Origin of the sequence: Nocardioides sp. (genome assembly GCF_036267815.1) — a bacterium.
GTDB lineage: Bacteria > Actinomycetota > Actinomycetes > Propionibacteriales > Nocardioidaceae > Nocardioides.
Map to the genome: position 1 here is coordinate 110,882 of NZ_DATAVI010000039.1, position 15,063 is coordinate 125,944.

The 15,063-nt window shown below is 72.6% G+C and carries 16 protein-coding genes; 5 read left to right on the top strand and 11 right to left on the bottom strand.

The window, feature by feature from the left end:
* Nucleotides 1–32: 32 nt before the first annotated feature.
* Nucleotides 33–908, top strand: a complete 876-nt coding sequence (locus VHW64_RS08245) for a DUF1028 domain-containing protein (RefSeq protein ID WP_329650048.1) — start codon at nucleotides 33–35, stop codon at nucleotides 906–908.
* Nucleotides 905–2,392, top strand: a complete 1,488-nt coding sequence (glpK, locus tag VHW64_RS08250; protein WP_329650049.1) for a glycerol kinase GlpK — start codon at nucleotides 905–907, stop codon at nucleotides 2,390–2,392. Before VHW64_RS08245 ends, glpK begins: the two co-directional genes overlap by 4 nt.
* 69 nt (nucleotides 2,393–2,461) lie before the next feature.
* Here the strand turns inward: glpK and VHW64_RS08255 are convergent, their stop codons facing one another.
* From VHW64_RS08255 to VHW64_RS08280, 6 genes are all read right to left on the bottom strand, one after another.
* Nucleotides 2,462–3,367, bottom strand: coding sequence for a hypothetical protein (locus VHW64_RS08255; RefSeq protein WP_329650050.1), 906 nt, complete (start codon nucleotides 3,365–3,367; stop codon nucleotides 2,462–2,464).
* Complete coding sequence (locus tag VHW64_RS08260; RefSeq protein ID WP_329650184.1) at nucleotides 3,364–3,858, bottom strand: GNAT family N-acetyltransferase; 495 nt, start codon at nucleotides 3,856–3,858, stop codon at nucleotides 3,364–3,366. Before VHW64_RS08260 ends, VHW64_RS08255 begins: the two co-directional genes overlap by 4 nt.
* The gene (locus VHW64_RS08265) at nucleotides 3,806–4,543 is read right to left on the bottom strand and encodes a response regulator transcription factor (RefSeq protein ID WP_329650051.1); all 738 of its coding nucleotides are present in this window, start codon (nucleotides 4,541–4,543) and stop codon (nucleotides 3,806–3,808) included. The genes VHW64_RS08260 and VHW64_RS08265 overlap by 53 nt, the downstream gene beginning before the upstream one ends.
* Before the next feature lie 9 nt (nucleotides 4,544–4,552).
* A complete protein-coding gene (locus tag VHW64_RS08270; RefSeq protein ID WP_329650052.1) occupies nucleotides 4,553–5,068 on the bottom strand; it encodes a flavin reductase family protein in 516 nt (171 codons plus the stop codon).
* Between the two features lie 85 nt (nucleotides 5,069–5,153).
* Nucleotides 5,154–6,317 carry a MacS family sensor histidine kinase gene (macS, locus tag VHW64_RS08275; RefSeq protein ID WP_329650185.1) on the bottom strand — a complete coding sequence of 388 codons (1,164 nt, stop codon included), beginning with the start codon at nucleotides 6,315–6,317 and terminating at the stop codon, nucleotides 5,154–5,156.
* Complete coding sequence (locus VHW64_RS08280) at nucleotides 6,314–7,072, bottom strand: lysophospholipid acyltransferase family protein (protein WP_329650053.1); 759 nt, start codon at nucleotides 7,070–7,072, stop codon at nucleotides 6,314–6,316. The genes macS and VHW64_RS08280 overlap by 4 nt, the downstream gene beginning before the upstream one ends.
* Nucleotides 7,073–7,237: 165 nt before the next feature.
* On the opposite strand from VHW64_RS08280, the gene VHW64_RS08285 reads away from it, so the two are divergent.
* The gene (locus tag VHW64_RS08285) at nucleotides 7,238–8,026 is read left to right on the top strand and encodes an alpha/beta hydrolase (protein WP_329650054.1); all 789 of its coding nucleotides are present in this window, start codon (nucleotides 7,238–7,240) and stop codon (nucleotides 8,024–8,026) included.
* A gap of 24 nt (nucleotides 8,027–8,050) precedes the next feature.
* Nucleotides 8,051–8,467, top strand: a complete 417-nt coding sequence (locus tag VHW64_RS08290; protein ID WP_329650055.1) for a hypothetical protein — start codon at nucleotides 8,051–8,053, stop codon at nucleotides 8,465–8,467.
* A gap of 18 nt (nucleotides 8,468–8,485) precedes the next feature.
* Here VHW64_RS08290 and VHW64_RS08295 read toward each other — a convergent pair whose 3' ends face one another.
* From VHW64_RS08295 to VHW64_RS08315, 5 genes are all read right to left on the bottom strand, one after another.
* On the bottom strand, nucleotides 8,486–9,427 hold the full coding sequence (locus VHW64_RS08295; protein ID WP_329650056.1) for an ROK family glucokinase: 942 nt from the start codon (nucleotides 9,425–9,427) through the stop codon (nucleotides 8,486–8,488).
* Entirely contained in the window at nucleotides 9,424–9,774 is a 351-nt protein-coding gene (locus VHW64_RS08300) for a hypothetical protein (RefSeq protein WP_329650057.1), read from the bottom strand. Before VHW64_RS08300 ends, VHW64_RS08295 begins: the two co-directional genes overlap by 4 nt.
* Nucleotides 9,775–9,885: 111 nt before the next feature.
* Nucleotides 9,886–11,358 carry a hypothetical protein gene (locus VHW64_RS08305; protein WP_329650058.1) on the bottom strand — a complete coding sequence of 491 codons (1,473 nt, stop codon included), beginning with the start codon at nucleotides 11,356–11,358 and terminating at the stop codon, nucleotides 9,886–9,888.
* Nucleotides 11,359–11,410: 52 nt separating this feature from the next.
* Entirely contained in the window at nucleotides 11,411–12,583 is a 1,173-nt protein-coding gene (locus VHW64_RS08310; protein WP_329650059.1) for an ArsA family ATPase, read from the bottom strand.
* Between the two features lie 3 nt (nucleotides 12,584–12,586).
* Nucleotides 12,587–13,027 (bottom strand): SRPBCC family protein, encoded by a 441-nt coding sequence (locus VHW64_RS08315; RefSeq protein ID WP_329650060.1) that lies wholly within the window; start codon nucleotides 13,025–13,027, stop codon nucleotides 12,587–12,589.
* 121 nt (nucleotides 13,028–13,148) lie between these two features.
* On the opposite strand from VHW64_RS08315, the gene VHW64_RS08320 reads away from it, so the two are divergent.
* Nucleotides 13,149–14,936, top strand: a complete 1,788-nt coding sequence (locus tag VHW64_RS08320; RefSeq protein ID WP_329650061.1) for an AMP-dependent synthetase/ligase — start codon at nucleotides 13,149–13,151, stop codon at nucleotides 14,934–14,936.
* Nucleotides 14,937–15,063: the final 127 nt, after the last annotated feature.

The following is a 15,063-nucleotide window of genomic DNA, read 5'->3' on the forward strand; positions in this document are numbered from 1 at the left end:
TTGAGGGCAAGTGATGTCGATACGGTGACGCCATGACGTTCTCCATCGTGGCGCGGTCCACCGACGGTGAGTCCTGGGGCGTGGCCGTCGCCTCGAAGTTCCTGGCCGTGGGAGCGGTGGTCCCCGCTGCTGTTGCGGGAGTCGGAGCCGTCGCCACCCAGGCCGACGCGAACGTCGCCTACAAGGGCCTGGCCCTGTCCCACCTCGACGAGGGCGCCACGGCCTCGGTGGCTCTCCAGCGACTGCTCGAGGAGGACGACGGCCGCGACGACCGACAGGTCGGCATCGTCGACATCGACGGCGGAGCGGCCAGTCACACCGGCCACGCCTGCCTCGAGTGGGCCGGCAGCGCGACCGGCGAGGGCTATGCGATCCAGGGCAACATCCTGGCGGGCGACTTCGTGGTGGCAGCGATGCAGGACGCGTTCGAGGCCAGCGACCCAGACGAGCCCCTGGCGCGGCGACTGCTGGCCGCGCTCGCCGCGGGCGACGACGCCGGCGGCGACCGACGCGGACGCCAGTCGGCCGCCCTCCTGGTGGTCCAGGAAGGCGCGGGGTACGGCGGGGGCGACGACATCGCGGTCGACCTGCGGGTCGACGACCATGCCGACCCCGTCACCGAGCTGGCCCGCCTGCTCGACCTCAACGACCTCTACCTCACGGCGTCCACCGAGTCCGAGCAGGTCGAGATCACCCCCGAGCTGGCCACGGAGATCGAGCGGCGGGTCCACGAGCTCGGCCACGACGACCTCGGAGGCTGGGCCGGCACCGAGAACTACGAGATGCGCGTGGATCCCGCCGGCGCCTGGATCGACCAACAGATCCTCGACCGGCTGCGCGACGCCACCGAGGGCGCACCCGGTACGCCGGACCACCCCGCGACGGAGCCTCCGCAGGGCCGCGCATGAGCGTGCTCTCCATCGACGCCGGCACCACCGGCGTCACCGCGCTGGTCGTGACCGGCGAGGGCCGGATCGCCGCCCGCGGCTACCAGGAGTTCGCGCAGCACTTCCCCAAGCCCGGCTGGGTCGAGCACGCGCCCGAGGAGATCTGGCAGGCCACGCTCGAGGCCACCCGCGCGGCCCTCTCGTCGTACGACGTCGCCGAGCTGCGGGCGGTCGGCATCACCAACCAGCGCGAGACCGTCGTGCTGTGGGACCGCGAGACCCTGGGCTCGCCACGACGCGCCATCGTCTGGCAGGACCGGCGCACGGCAGCCATCTGCGAGCGGCTGCGCGACGACGGCCACGAGGACCGCGTCACCGAGCTGACCGGGCTCCGACTCGACCCCTACTTCTCCGGCACCAAGCTGACCTGGCTGCGGGAGAACGAGCCGCACACCTGGGCCCTGGTCGAGGCCGGCCGGTACGCCGTCGGAACGGTCGACTCCTATCTCGTCGCCCGGATGACCCGTGGCACCTGGCACGTCACCGACGTGTCCAACGCGAGCCGGACCCTCCTGCTCGACCTGTCGACCGGGCGGTGGTCCGGCGAGCTGTGCGAGCTGTTCGGCGTGCCCACCGACTCCCTGCCCGAGCTGGTGCCCAACTGGGGCGAGATCGCGACCACCGACCCGGCGTCGTTCTGTGGTCTGGAGCTGCCGATCGCCGGGATGGCAGGCGACCAGCAGTCGGCGCTGTTCGGGCAGACCTGCTTCGACGCCGGGGACACCAAGTGCACCTACGGCACGGGCTCGTTCATCCTGACCAACACCGGAGGCTCCCTCGAGCGGTCGGACGCCGGCTTGCTGTCGACCGCGGCATGGCGACCACCCGGCGGTGAGCTGGTCTACGCGCTCGAGGGCGCGATCTTCGTGACCGGGGCCGCTGTGCAGTGGCTCCGAGACGGCCTCCAGATCGTCGGCTCCGCGGCGGAGACCGAGGCTGTCGCCGCCACCGTGGACTCCTCCGAGGGAGTCGTCTTCGTGCCGGCGCTGACCGGCCTCGGCGCGCCGTACTGGGACCCCCGAGCCCGCGGCACGGTCCTCGGGATCACCCGCGGCACGACCCGCGCCCACCTCGTCAGGGCCACCCTCGACGCCATCGCCTTCGAGGTGCGCGACGTCGTCGCCACGATGCCGGGCGCCGACTCCTCGCCCCTGCGCGTGGACGGAGGGGCCGCCGCGAACGACCTGCTGTGCCGGCTCCAGGCCGACCAGCTCGGCGTGCCGGTGGAGCGGCCCGAGATCGTCGAGACGACCGGGCTCGGCGCGGCGTTCCTGGCGGGGCTCGGCGCCGGGATCTGGGACACCACCGACGACCTGCGCGAGACCTGGGCGCTCGATGCCCGCTTCGAGCCGTCCGGCGACCCGGCCGCACGAGCCGCAGCCGACGCGGCGTACGCGCGATGGCAGGAGGCCGTCCGTCGCTCCCTGGCCTGGGCCACCGACTGAGGCGATAGTACGGATCACAGGACTGGTGACGGGCAGCAGATGACCAGTCTGCTGATCCGTACTATCGCCTCAGGTGAGCTTGTCGAGGGCGCGTTGAGCGGTGTCGCGTGCCTTGACCGCGGCGTCGTGGGCCGCCCGCGCCTCACCCTGTGACTCCTCGGCCTCCTCGAGCTCGTCGTCGGTCTCCTCGGCCGACGACTCCAGCTCGGAGAGCCTGCGCCGGACCTCGTCGATCTCGGACTGGAGCTGGAGGCTGCGGGCCTGGAGCTCCGCGACCACCCGGTCGGCCTCGGCCAGCGCCGGCGCCGTCTCGTCGGCTACCTCCGTGGCCTCGGCCAGGGCCGCCTCCGCCTCCTCGCGTCGGCGCTCCTTCGCGTCCCGGGGTACGACGTGCAGGTCCGGCGGCCCGGGCGGCCCCGACGACCCCGACCGCGCGTCACCGGTGGTCGGCGACGCCGAGAATCCCAGCGCCTCGGGTACGGCGACCGCGGCCGCCACGTCGACCTGGTCGACGCCCGTCGAGGCCAGCGCGGCGACGAGGAGCCCGCTGCGCACCGCCCTGGCGCACTCCGGGTCGAGCAGCGCCGCCGTCAGCGTCGCCTCGACCTGGTCGGCCACGGCCTGGGTGACCTTGACGCCCTCGTCGACCGCCAGGCTGCGCGCCTGCTGGGTCACCGCCGCGGTGAGCTGTCGCCGTTGCCGGGTGAGGGCACGCAGCTCGGCGCCGTCCATGCCCTGCTGGGCCTCGCGCAGCGCGTCTCCGACCTCGATCAGCTGCTCGACCTGGCCCGCGTCGCGGCGTACGAAGAGGTCGACCACCCACGCGGCCACCGACGGCCTCTTGAGTCTCTTGACGGCGGCGGAGAGCTCCCGGTCGGCCTTCAGCTCCTTGGCTCGCGCGTCACGGGCGGGCGTGAACTCAGCCATCGGCAGGGCGTAGAGCGTGTCGGCGATCTCGAGCAGCTGGTCGCTCATCGGGCGTACTCCACCTCGGTCGGGTACGGCGGCCACTCCGCCTCCTGCTCCAGCCCGGTGGGCCTCCAGCCGAGGTGCTCGTAGAACCCGCGGGCGCGTGCGTTGTCGCGCAGCACCCACAGCCGACGCACGCCCACCGCGCGCTCGACCGCCCGCCGTGCCCGCCCGGTCCCCCAGCATTCGGGCCGCACCCCGAGGTGTCGCAGGCGCCCCGGCGACCCGTCGTCCCAGGCGAGATAGACCTCCAGCCGGTCCGGCGGCCCGGCGACCTCGACGTGGACGGTGTCGTCGGCGAGGAGCGCCGTCCAGCGGGCCCGGACCTCGTCGTTGGGATACGGCAGGCCCCCGAAGACGTGCCCGAGGGCGACCAGGTCGGTGTCGCGCTCCAGGTCGGTCAGGGCGTCGGCGTCCTCGCCGGTGGCGGGCCGGAACACCGACTCACGCGTGGTGGGCGGCGTCATCGTCACGGTCATCGTCACCGTCACCGTCATCGTCACGGTCATCGTCGTCGACGTCGTCCAGGCCGTGCTCGATGGCGTAGCGCGTCAGCTCCACCCGGTTGTGCATCTGAAGCTTGCGCAGGGTGTTCTGCACGTGGTTCTGCACAGTGCGGTGCGAGAGCACCAGCCGGTCGGCGATCTGCTTGTAGCTCATCCCCTTCGCCACCATCTTGAGGATCTCGGTCTCGCGGGCGGTGAGCTCGTGGTCCGGCCCCGGCTCCTTCGAGGAGCCGGTCATGCGACGGAACTCCCCCAGCACGAGGCCGGCGAGACCGGGCGTGAACACGGAGTCGCCGCTGCCGACGCGCCGTACGGCATCGACGAGCTCGGACCGCGACGCGGACTTGACGAGGTACCCCGTCGCACCGGCCTTGACGGCCTCCAGTACGTCGTCCTGCTCGCCGGAGGCGGATAGCACCAGCACGCGGGCGGAGGGGTCGTGGCCCAGGACGTCAGCGGTCACCTCGACGCCGCCCGGACCGGGGATCTGGAGGTCGAGCACGACGACCTGGGGGCGGGCGGCGCGGAACCGGGCGATCGCCTGGTTGCCGTCGGCGGCGACGGCGACCACGTCGAAGCCGGCGGCCTGGAGGTCGCGCTCGACCGCGTCGCGCCACATCGGGTGGTCGTCGACGACCATGACCCGGAGCGCGGGCTCGCCCACCCCGTCGGACATGCGGCGACCCTAACGCGCGTAGCGGCCGCGGTGGTGCCGCAGCGGCTCGTCGTTCTCCTCCTCGCCCTCGCCGGCGACCTCGAGGTGCTCGACGAGCGTGGTCACCAGCGTCGACCACCCGACGTCCTGCCGAGACTCCAGGCGTACTCCGGCCCAGGTGTGCGCCGACGCCAGGCGCGGCCCCCACGACGTCTCGACGAACTCGGCCTGCCGGAACATCCCGCCGGGTGCCGGCGCGTTGGCCCCGAAGACGTCGGCCAGCTCACGGTGGACCCAGCCGAGCAGCTGGACGACGGCCACGCCGGACTCGACCAGGCGATCGGTGAGGTCGGCGTCGGGATCGAGCAGCCCCAGCACGCGAGCCGGCTCGCCCGCCGCGACCAGGAACGAGCTGACCGTGAGCCCCGCGCGCTCCTCGCCGCCCCCCGCCGTCCACAAGCTGACCGTCCCGCCGACGCGACCGCGGAACCGGCGCACGGGGTCGGGGTCCGGGTCGCGGAACGGGTGCTCGGCGTGGATCGTCACGCCGAGAAGCCTACGGAACCGCCGTGTCCGACCTCTCGGCGCCGGGCAGCGCCTGGGAGGACGGCTCGTCGACGGCAAGCCAGGGTCAGCGGGGGAAGGTGAGCTCCCACTCGGTGCCTTCGGGCCCCGTCGTGACCTCGGCCACTCCGCCGAGCTCGGCGACCCGGCCGCGGATCGAGGACGCGACACCGAGGCGGCCCTGACGCTCGGCCTCCTCGAGCCGGCCGGATGGGATGCCCGTCCCCTCGTCGCGCACCGAGACCCGGACGTCGTCCGCCGTCGCCTCCAGCAGCACCCACGCCGGCGCGTCCACGCCGACGTGGGCCGCGACGTTGTCCAGGACGGCCGCCACGACGGCCACCACCTCGGTGGCCCGCTCCGCGGCCACGGGTACGGCGCCCGGTGGCGGGCCCGCCACCGTGATGCCGGGCCGGGCCTCGAGCGCCGACAGGGAGCCCACCAGGTCGACCGTGCCGCTGACCGTGCCCACGGCATCCTGCCGCCGGATCAGCGAGCGCAGCGCCTGCTCCTGCTCGCCGGCCAGGCGCGCCAGCTGCGCCCCGTCGGCACCGAGCTCGGGCGCCCGGCGCTGCACCAGGGCCAACGCCTGGAGCACCCCGTCGTGCACCGCGCGAGCGAGCCGGGTGCGTTCGAGGGCAGCCGCCGCGGTGCGCTCCGCCGCGGCGGTGCGCGACGCGGAGCGGAGCAGCGAGTCCACCATCAACCCGACGATGGGCCCGCCGATCAGGAGCAGGAACAGGTCGCCGTACGTCGTCTCCGACAGGTACTGACGGGTGGCCACGTCGTCGACGCAGAGCAGCAACGCCGCCGCGAGCCCGCCGTAGAACCGCCAGTGGATGGCCCAGGCGAACATCGCCGCGATGACCCAGAAGCCCGGCACGGTCGAGTGGAAGCCCGCCGCCTCGACCGCCGGTGTCACGGCGATCGCGGCCAGGGCGACCACCAGGTCGGCGACGACCCACGCCGTCGTCCGCCGGGCGAACGAGTAGTAGACCCAGCTGATCAGGAAGGTCCACGCCACCAGGGCCGCCACCACGAGGGACCCGGCGACCGCGTGGTCGAAGTCGCCGCGGTAGCTGCTGAGCCCGACCGTGTTGGCGACCAGCACGAACCGCAGGACCGCCAGCCAGCGGTACATCCGGTCCTCGACCGCGATCGCGGCCGGCTCGGTGGGACGGGCCGGTCTGAGCAGTCCCGGGGTGAGCCCGGTGCGACCGGACGCGGTCAGGACGCCTGCTTCTGCTGGCCGGGGTCGGCGTGGTCCTCGCGCCCCTCGCGCTCGGCGCGCTTCGCCTCGGCAGCCGACTTCTGCGAGAGCTCCTTGGCCTTCCCGGCGTACATGTCGACGTACTCCTGGCCCGAGAGCTGCATGATCTCGTACATGATCTCGTCGGTGATGGCCCGCAGGATGTAGCGGTCGTTCTCCATGCCCTCGTAGCGCGAGAAGTCCAACGGGGCGCCGAAGCGCACGCCGGGGCGCGTGAAGGAGCCGAACTTCTTGCCCGGCGGCGCCACCACGTCGGTGCCCAGGACCGCCACCGGGATCACGGGCACACCGGTCTCGAGAGCCAGCCGGGCGACCCCGGTCTTGCCGCGGTAGAGACGGCCGTCGTGCGAGCGGGTGCCCTCCGGGTAGATGCCGAACAGGTCGCCCTCGCCCAGGATCCGACGGGCCGAGGCCAGGGCACCCTCGGCGGCACTCGCGCCCGACCGGTCGATCGGCACCTGTCCGGCGCCGGAGAAGAACTTCTTCTGGAGCCAGCCCTTGACCCCGGGCGTCGTGAAGTACTCCGCCTTCGCGACGAAGGTGACGCGCCGCGGCAGAGTCAGCGGCATGAACAGCCAGTCGGCATAGGAGAGGTGGTTGCTAGCCAGGATCGTCGGGCCGGAGTCCGGAACGTTCTCGGCGCCCTCGACGTGGGGGCGGAAGACCACCTTCAGCCACGGACCGAGCGCGATCCACTTGAGGAACCAGTAGAGCACCCCGTACTCCCCTCGTTCGGGCCTCGCTCAGGCATGCGCCGGGGCTGAGGCCCAACCCTAGTGCTTGTCGCGCACCGGTCGGCGACCCCCGCGGCCCTCGTGGCCGACCCTCCTGGGGACCATGGGCTCCTGACAAGGCGCCTCGGGTGCGCAAGGATTCCGGGCATGGCCGAGGTCCCCTCCCACCAGTACCCGACGGCGCCGCTCACCCTCCCCGCGCGACCGGAGCGCTCCGGCGGCCGGTCGGTCGGGGTGCTGCTGGTGCACGGCTTCACCGGGTCCCCGGCCTCGCTCAAGCCGTGGGCACACGCCCTTGCCGAGCGCGGGTACGCCGTCGAGGTCCCACTGCTGCCCGGCCACGGCACGCAGTGGAAGGACCTCAACGCCGTCTCCTGGACCGCGTGGTACGCCGAGGCGGAGGCCGCGCTGGACCGGCTGCGCGGCAGCTGCGACGCCGTCGTTGTGGGTGGCCTGTCGATGGGCGGCTCGGTCGTGCTGCGGCTGGCCGAGATGCGCGGTGACCAGATCGCCGGCGTCGTGCTCGTCAACCCGTTCGTCTCCAGCACGCGCAAGGAGCTCGCGGTCCTGCCGGTCATGAAGCGCGTGATTCCCTCGTTGCGCGGGGTCGTGAACGACGTCAAGAAGCCCGGCCAGGACGAGCACGGCTACGATCGGCTCCCCCTCAAGGGCCTGTCCACCGTCACCGACATGTGGAAGGTCGTCGTTCCCGAGCTGAGGCGGGTGACCCAGCCCCTGCTCTACTTCCGGTCCTCGGACGACCACGTCATCGACGCGTCGTCGTCGTCGACCGTGCTGCGCGGGGTCTCGTCGAAGGACGTCGAGGAGCGGATGCTCGAGAACAGCTACCACGTCGCGACCCTGGACAACGACGCCGACCGGATCTTCGCCGAGTCCGCGGAGTTCGTGGCCCGGGTGACCGCGGCCGACGCCTGAGGCAGTGGCGCCTACTCTGGGGTCGTGAGCATGCGCGACGACGAGGCGGGCGACCGCTCGCAGGCCGATGAGCTCGCCTGGCGCGAGATCGTCGACCACTACGGCGACGTGCCCGACGTCACCGGCCTGGTCGAGCTCACCACCCCGCTCGAGCAGCCGGACCCGTTCGTCCCGCCCGTGGTGCCGGGCCCGGACCTCGGGGACGACGAGGCGTTCACCCCGCCGCCACTGCCGCCCCCTGCGGTCATCTCGCCGGAACGCCGGCTGGCCTGGGTCGGGCTGGTCGCCGCGCCGCTCCTGCTGGTGCTGGTCAACCTGCTCGACTACGCCCTGCCGGGCATCCTCAGCGTGGCCCTGGTGGTGGCGTTCATCGCATCGTTCGGCTACCTGGTGGCGACGATGGAGCCTCGCGACCCCGACGACGACGGAGCCAGGCTCTAGCCAGGGTGCGGCCCCGGGTCAGTGCCGGGTGAGGTCGGCGGCGCCGATCAGCCCGGCATGGTTGCCCAGGCGTGCCTTGCGGATCTCGAGCATGGGCCGATGTCCTCGACCCGTGAGCTGTGCCGCGAACGCCGCCCGGGCAGGCTCGACCAGCAGGTCGCCGGCGGCGCTGACGCCGCCGCCGATCACCACGACAGCGGGGTCGAGGACCGCGGTCAGCGAGGCGATGCCCTCGCCGAGCCAGTGCCCCAGCGACGCCAGCTGCTCGATGGCGAACGGGTCGCCCTCGCCGGCCGCCTCCGTCACCAACGGCCCGGTGATCGCCTCCGGGTCGCCGCCCGCCCGCGCGACCAGATCGGCGGCCAGGCGGGAGCCGGATCGGGCGGCGGCGCGGGACTCGCGGACCAGCGCCGATCCGCTGGCGTACATCTCGAAGCAGCCCAGGTTGCCGCAGCCGCACAGCAGACCGTCGGGCACGACGCGCATGTGGCCGATCTCGGCGCCGACGCCGAACGCCCCGCGGTAGAGCGACCCGTCGAGCACGACACCGCCCCCGACCCCGGTGCCCACGGTCACCAGCAGGAGGTCGTCGACGTCGTGACCCGCGCCGTACTGGAACTCGCCCCAGGCGGCGGCGTTCGCGTCGTTCTCGACGACGACGGGGAGCCCGAGCCTGTGCTCGAGGTCGGACTTGAGGTCGAGGTCGCGCCAGGCGAGGTTGGCGGCGAAGAGCACCACCGCCCGCGACTTGTCGATGTATCCCGCAGCGCCCACGCCGACGGCCTCGATCGGGTGTCGGGTGCGCAGCTCGGTCACCAGCTGCTCGATCGCCGCCTCGATGGCGTGGGCGTCGGTGGCCGGCGACTCGACGCGGAGCTCCTCCACGACCGTCCCGTGCTCGTCGACGACGCCGCCGGCGATCTTGGTGCCCCCGACGTCGATGCCGCACGCCAGGCTCATTCGGGCCCCTCCGGCCACTCGTCGTCGAGGTCGATCCTCTCGACGCCGGTGTCGCGGGGCGGCTGCGTCGACAGCATCCCCGAGACGGCCGCGGCCAGCGACGTGGCCGCGCTGGTCAGGTGGGAGCGCACCTCGGGACTTGTCTCCCGGACAGCGGCGACGACCCGGCAGACCGGGCACCAGGTGCACTCGGGAGCGTCGGTGGACAGGTGCGCGTGGAGCTCGTCGGACAGGGCGCCGAACCCGTCACCGTGCTCCTTGGCCCACCCCGAGAGGGCGCCGAGCAGCTTCATCGCCTCGTCGGCGACGCTGCCGACGGCCTCCTGCTCGTCTTCGGTCTCGCTCACGCCGTCTCGCTCCTGACTGGTCGCCCGACCCGGTGCGAGCTGCCTGCCCGGGCGCGACGTGAGATGACGATACGGCGGGCGACGCGACGCCCGACCGGCACCCTGGACGGCTCAGTTGTAGATCGGTGTGACAAGCAGGACGTACCCCGCGTCCGAGCCGTCGTCTCGCCAGCCTCGCCGCTCGAGAGCCTGCCGGAGCGTCGTGTCCGACTCGACCAACGCCAGCTGGGCACCGGACTGCTCGACCAGGCGGTACCACCCAGGTCCCTGGTTCTCGATGGTGTGGAAGTCCTCGTCGTGCCGGGGTGAGTACGGCGTGGCTAGGCCGTCGATGTACTGGTTGAGATCGGGATGGCGCCACGCGATCCAGCCGCCGAGTGCGTAGTCGTTGAGCACCGGGCTGCCGGGCGGCTCGCGGTCCAGCCGCGCGTCCAGGGCGAGCGGCACCGACCCGGGCAGCCTCGAGGTGTGCGGCACGGCGATCGCCAGGCCCACGAGGGACAGCGCGGCCGCGACGCCGATCACCAGACGTTCCGGTCGGCCCGGCCGACCCGGTCTGCTCAGCGCGTCCGCCTGACCATCCGCCCTGTCGTCGGCCCTGTCGTCGGCCCTGTCGTCGGCTCGCGCGGGACGGAGCAGGGCGTCGAGGGCACCGGCGAGCACCGGCGCGGACACGAGCGCGGAGACGATCACGGTGCGCTCGGCGTACCACGCCCAGAACACCGCGCTGAGCAGCAGCAGGACGCCGTACGTCGTGACGCCGCGACGGGTGATCCCCCAGACCAGCAGCGTGAGGGCGATCATCAGCCAGGCCCCGAGCGGCTCGGGCGTCAGCGGGTGCGGGTGCTGCCACTCGGTGATGTACTTCGCCCCACCGTTGACCGCGAACGGCGCCTGGAGCACGCCGAGCCCGATCGGGTTGAGGAGCACCACGGCGAGCGATGCGACCGCGACCCCCGCCAGCGAGGCCACCTGGCGCGTCGTCGCCCGGCGCCTGACGATGACGGCCACGACGCCCGCGAAGCCGTAGGCGACGCCGATGAACCAGAAGCCGTGGCACAGCGACCAGAACCAGCACAGCGGCACCAGCCACCACCGAGGGCGCAGGTCCTCCTCGGAGCGGAACCACGCACCCAGCAGCACCGGGATCAGCACGAAGCTGACCAGCTGCGGCCGCGACGAGAGGGCGCCGTACATCGGCACGAACGCCAGCACGGTGACGACCACCGCGGGCAGGGCGGCCGCGCGCTGCCGGTTGACGACGTACAGCGAGACGGTGACCAGGATCAGGAAGAGGCCGAAGAGCCAGGCCAGGCCAGGCAGCCCCAGCCAGCGGTCGACCAGGGCCGAGACGATCTCCGGCAGGGGCTCGGTGGGGACCCAGGACTGGTCGGCGAAGGTCGACCAGTGGTGTGGTGCCGACAGCGAGTGCTGGTGGATCAGGTCGTTGCCGAGGCGCAGGTGCCACCAGTCGTCGGGGTCGTCGATGCGTGCGGCCGCCTTGGTGGTGATCCAGGCCAGGGCCAGGGCCAGCAGCCCCAACGGTGCCGCCCGGACGAGTCGATCACCGCGCGGCTCCCCCATGGTTGCATCGTGACATCGGGGGCTGCCGAAGTCCGGGATTCCGGCAACCGCGTCATCCGTGGGCGGCGTCGGTGAACCGCACCTGGAGTTCCCCGCCCTCGACCCTGGCACCCGCCAGGCGGTGCCGGGCCAGGCTGCTCGGCAGGGTGAGCAGCCGACGGTACGACGAGACGGTCACCACGAGGTCGTCGCCGTCACGGGCCAGGTCGACGTCCTCGCGACCGACGAACGGCAGGCGCAGGGACAGCACGGCGCCCCCGGCGGTCGCAGTGATGCGCAGCGGCTCCGGCCCGGCCGGTACGGCGAGCGGGTCGGCGTCGCCGTAGAGCCCACGGGCGACGTCTCGCAGCTCCGACAGCCCGACCGGCTCGGCTGGCCGGTACTCCGAGCACCACAGGGGCAGCCCGGCGAACGACTCCTCGACCTGCGCCAGCACCGCCGTCTGCGCCGCCACCCAGCCCGCGCGCCAGGGGTCGGCGGCGTCGGCCGGGAAGACGCGGTTGGCGACCACTCCGTCGACGCGGTAGCCGAACAGCGAGAGCGTGGTGAAGCTGCGTCGCGCCTCGGCCAGCACGACCTGCTCGGGGGTGAGGACCAGCCTCACGCCGGCGTCCGGCCCGGTCAGTAGCTCCCGCACCTCGTCGAGCTCGGCATGCAGGCGCTGCACCGCGGAGAAGACGTCGTCGTCCGGCATCGGGATCCCGGCCGCGCGCGAGAGCACCGGCTTGAGGGCCCTGACCACGCGCCGTTCGACCGGGAAGACCCGGGTCATGTACCAGCCCAGCGCCTCGGGCAGCGCCAGCAGCCGCAGCGTCTCGGCGGTGGGAGCGCAGTCGACGACGACCGCGTCCCACTCCCCCGACCGCGCGTGCAGGCGCAGCTCGAGCAGGGCCAGGATCTCCTCGGCTCCCGGTACGACCGTGAGCTCCTCGGCGGCGACCGGGTCGACGCCGGCGACCTCGAGGACCGAGAGCAGGTAGCCCTGGATGTCGGCCCACGACTCCTCGAACCGGCGCTGGGCGTCGACCTGGTGGACGTGGAGCCCGGGCGCCACCTGCTCCGGCTCGCCGCCGGCCGTCACGCCGTACGCGTCGGCCAGGGAGTGGGCGGCATCGGTCGAGAGGACGAGCGTGCGTCGGCCCGTCTCGGCGGCGAGGGCCGCCGTGGCCGCGGCCACGGTGGACTTCCCAACGCCTCCCTTGCCGGTGAACAGCAGGATCCGCACGGGTCAGGCCAGGCCCTCGACCCGCTTCTTCAGGCCCTTCAGCGCGGTGTCGATCAGGATCTTCTCGCCCTTGCGCTTGAGCATCCCGATCAGCGGGATCGACACATCGAGGGCGAGCCGGTAGGTGACGTCGGTGGTTCCGTCACCCTGGTCGGCCAGCACGTAGGCACCGTCGAGGGCACGCAGCATCTTCCCCTCGACGAGGGTCCAGGTGACCTCGTCGTCGCCCGACCACTCGTAGGCCAGCGTGTACTCGTCCTTGATCGGCGACACGTCGAGCTTGAAGAACACCTGCTCCGCGCGGCCGTCGCCGCCCGCGGAGAGCACGTCGGCGGTCGTCACGCCCTTGGCCCACGTGGGGTAGGACGAGAAGTCGGCGATGACCGCCATCACCTCGCTGGGCGAGGCGTCGATCACGATCGATGACGTGGTCTGGTCGGCCATCGGGACCCCCTCGGGCTCGGCTGGAAACCTTGGCGAGACTATCGGATTGGCGTGGGAGCATCCGGCGGTAACCTCCCCACGCAGGACCCTGACCAAGCGTCGAGCCAGCCTGGGAGGCAGTGTGCGTGAGTTCGCCGCACCGATGGACGTCGAGATCCCGGCGACCGGCAACCTCACCGACGACGTCGTGGCCAATGCCGCCGAGGCCCCGGACGCCGTGGTCTTCTCACGCCGTACCCCCCAGGGATGGGCGGCGGTCACGGCAGCGGAGTTCCTCGACGAGGTGCGTGCGGTCGCCCGGGGACTGGTCGCCGCGGGCGTCGGAGTGGGCGACCGGGTCGCCCTGATCTCCAAGACACGCTACGAGTGGACCCTGGTCGACTACGCGATCTGGTTCGCGGGTGCGGTGACGGTGCCGGTCTACGAGACGTCCTCGGCCGACCAGGTCGAGTGGATCCTCGGCGACTCCGGGGCCGTGGCCGTGGTCGCCGAGGGTCCCGAGCACACCGCCCGCGTGGCCGAGCGGCGGACGGGCCTGCCCGAGCTGCACCACGTGTGGTCCCTGGCCGACAACGCCGTGGAGGTGCTGCGGCGGATCGGTGGGGACATCACCGACGTCGAGCTCGAGGCTCGGCGCACGACCGCGACCCCGCTCGACCTCGCGACGGTGATCTACACCTCGGGCACGACCGGACGCCCCAAGGGCTGCGAGCTCACGCACGGCAACTTCATGGTCGAGCTGGGCGTGGCCGTGCCCGAGCTCGCGGAGCTGTTCGAGGCGGAGGACGCCTCGACGCTCCTCTTCCTGCCGCTGGCGCACGTGTTCGCGCGCATCGTCCAGATCGGCGCGGTCAAGGCCCGGGTCAGGCTCGGTCACAGCTCGGACGTCACCAGGCTCGTGCCCGACCTCGGGGAGTTCCGTCCGACGTTCCTCCTCGCCGTGCCCCGGGTGTTCGAGAAGGTGTTCAACAACGCCTCGCAACGCGCGACGGCCGAGGGCCGGGGCGGGGTCTTCGACCGGGCGGCCGAGACCGCGATCGCCTACTCCCGCGCGCTGGAGCGCGGGAAGGTCCCGGTCGCGCTCCGAGCGCGGCACGCGGCCTTCTCCAGGCTCGTCTACGGACGGCTCCGCGCGGCGCTGGGCGGCCGGTGCCGGTTCGCCGTCTCGGGCGGCGCGCCGCTGGGCGACCGGCTCGGCCACTTCTACCGCGGCATCGGCGTGACGGTCCTGGAGGGCTACGGGCTCACCGAGACGACCGCGGCGGTCACCGTGAACCGTCCCGACGCCCTCAAGGTGGGGACCGTCGGCCAGCCCCTCCCAGGGACCCAGGTACGCGTCGCCGAGGACGGCGAGCTGCTGTTCCGCGGCGGCCAGGTCTTCGCCGGGTACTGGCGCGACGAGGCGGCCACCCGCGAGGTGCTCGAGCCCGACGGCTGGTTCCACTCCGGCGATGTCGGCGAGATCGACGACGAGGGCTACGTCCGGATCACGGGACGCAAGAAGGAGATCCTCGTGACGGCCGGCGGCAAGAACGTCTCGCCGTCCCTGCTGGAGGACCGCGTCCGCGCACACGTCCTGGTCAGCCAGTGCCTCGTCGTCGGCGACGGCCAGCCGTTCATCGCCGCGCTCGTCACGATCGACCCCGAGAGCTTCCCGGAGTGGGCCAAGGCGCACGGCAAGAGTGGCGGCGTCGCGGCGAACGTCGACGACCCGGACCTGCGTGCCGAGGTCGAGCGCGCGATCGACGAGGCCAACGCCGCCGTCTCACGCGCCGAGTCGATCCGCGCGTTCACGATCCTCCCGGGCGACTGGACCGAGGAGGCCGGCCAGCTCACCCCCAGCCTCAAGCTCAAGCGCAACGTCGTCCTCCGCGAGCACAAGAACGACATCGCCGCCCTCTTCCGCTAGTCCGTTGAGTTGGCCAACTCAACGAGGAGGCGGACTCGTCCCGCAAGGGGGGCAAACTACCGGCCCGGGCCAGCGTCCGCAGAGGTTTCGCGGAGCCCGGGTTTCTTTGCCAAAAGCCCACGAGCGC